Annotated in this window: 1 protein-coding gene; it reads right to left on the bottom strand. The window is 35.7% G+C overall.

Annotated features, from left to right (window positions below; translation table 11 throughout):
• Positions 1-156: 156 nt before the first annotated feature.
• Positions 157-1,761, bottom strand: coding sequence for an IS1182 family transposase (locus KSZ58_RS22320; RefSeq protein ID WP_008817373.1), 1,605 nt, complete (start codon positions 1,759-1,761; stop codon positions 157-159).
• Positions 1,762-1,851 lie beyond the last annotated feature (90 nt).

Here is a 1,851-nt window from a genome sequence, read left to right as displayed (position 1 = left end):
GGGGCTGTGACGAGTAAGAGAAATTAGTGTTTCTCTGAAAATCACAGCCTTTTTTATTATGATTTTTGTATTTTGGGTACACTGAAAACAACTTTTTGAGTGAATCTGGTTTTAGGCCCTTTTTTCGTTAGAAATCCCCCATCCCATTGTGGAAAACTAATTCAGTTTGCTTACATTTCTCTGCTTTTCTCTTTTTTTATCCCTTATTTTATAATTATGGTACTTTCTTATGTTATATCCAATACACACTAAGCTTAGTTCTACCTTGACTCCGCTTTCTCCTCGTCGATGCAAGCGGACATATTCAAAATCTTGTTTGATGTCCGCAAACGCTCCCTCTGCCTGTGCACTACGATTTCTCATCAATCTCTTTCCTTCTTCACTCTTTAGACATTCATCTATCTCTTTATGCATCTTTTCTAAGGCAGGGACTATCCGTGCACTTCTTCCGTTCTTTGATGTCGTGCATTTGCTCCTGTGTGGACATTCACCGCAGTTTTTATTTCTGTAATACATCGTCGTTTTTGGATATTGTCCTTTGATATTGAGTCCTATTCGCTCTATCTCAAATACATGTCCGGCTGGACATACTGGAGTACCATCCTCTTGTCGTTCCATGTGCCGCAGTTGATAGCGATTCTTATCATTTACTTTCTCTTTCTTCTTTTCATATCCACTGTATTTCAATAGTCCTTTAATCCCTTTACTTTTGCAGTAACAGTAATTATCATAGCTCCCATATCCTGCATCCGTTACTTCTATATCAGGGTATTTTCCATATAATTCTTTATATCCTTCTGTAAATGGTTGTAACGTTTTTATATCATTTGGATCACTACTTAGATATTGATAGGCGATGTACCCATTATTTACTCCTATTTGTACGTTATATCCCGGTTTGAATACATTTGTATGATTGTAATAATCATATTTCATATGCATGAATGTGGCATCTGGATCTGTCTTGGAAAAACTGTTCCTGTCTTCCAATATATCTTCCTGGATTGCATACTCCCACATCTTTACTGCACTTTTCTTCAATTCATCGCACAATTTTGCGATTTCGTGTTTTCCTCTGCCTTTTCGGATATATTCTTTTTCCTTCAGCCAATTTTCAAGCGCTTCATCTATTTTGATCATATACTCAATATTTGGATATTTCAAAATTGAATAATTGATATTGATTTCATGTTTTTTAAAGTATCGATTCACTTGTTTTAACAGTTCCATACATTTCTGCCAGTGTCTGGGAAGGTATCGTTTACTCCAACCTTTCCAACAGAACGTCATCTTATTGGCATTTGCCTCAAATTTTGTACCATCAATATAAAGAATCTGTTCTTCCAATGCTTTTTCATCTTGTACATACAGATAGATTTCTTTCGCAATCGTTTGAATGGATTCTTTCAATGTATGATTGATGAATCGTTCAAAGCTCTTATAACTTGGAACACAACCGTTCGTGATACTACGGTAACGAATATCATAGCGACAAAGTTTTTCCAGTTTTCGTAAAGAAGCATAGCCGTCTTCAGCAAAGGCCATGAGGATGATGGTCAACATCATGACAGGGTCATAAGAGCGAGAATCAAGATTATGGAAATCTATAAATTTATTTAGATTAATCCTCCCTAAGACTTCCAAGATCGTGACGCTCAAATCATCATCAAGAACATCATTTTGAAAAGAATAATCAAAATTTAGTAGCATATATGGTTGATATGCGGTATAATTTCCTTGGTTAATTTGAGTACTTGTCATACATAAATTATACCAAAAAATACACCTTCTTCTCTATAGAATTGGGTGTATTTTTTATGTCTGGGCTGTGACTTATCTGTCACAGCCCCT

The sequence above is a fragment of the Erysipelatoclostridium sp. DFI.2.3 genome (assembly GCF_019132535.1).
Lineage (GTDB): Bacteria > Bacillota_I > Bacilli_A > Erysipelotrichales > Erysipelotrichaceae > Clostridium_AQ > Clostridium_AQ innocuum.
This window is presented reverse-complemented; position numbering and strand designations above follow the sequence as displayed.

What these genes read in the sequence shown, in the direction of transcription:
- KSZ58_RS22320 (WP_008817373.1), bottom strand. Translation starts at nt 1,761, where the DNA reads ATGACAAGTACTCAAATTAACCAAGGAAATTATACCGCATATCAACCA.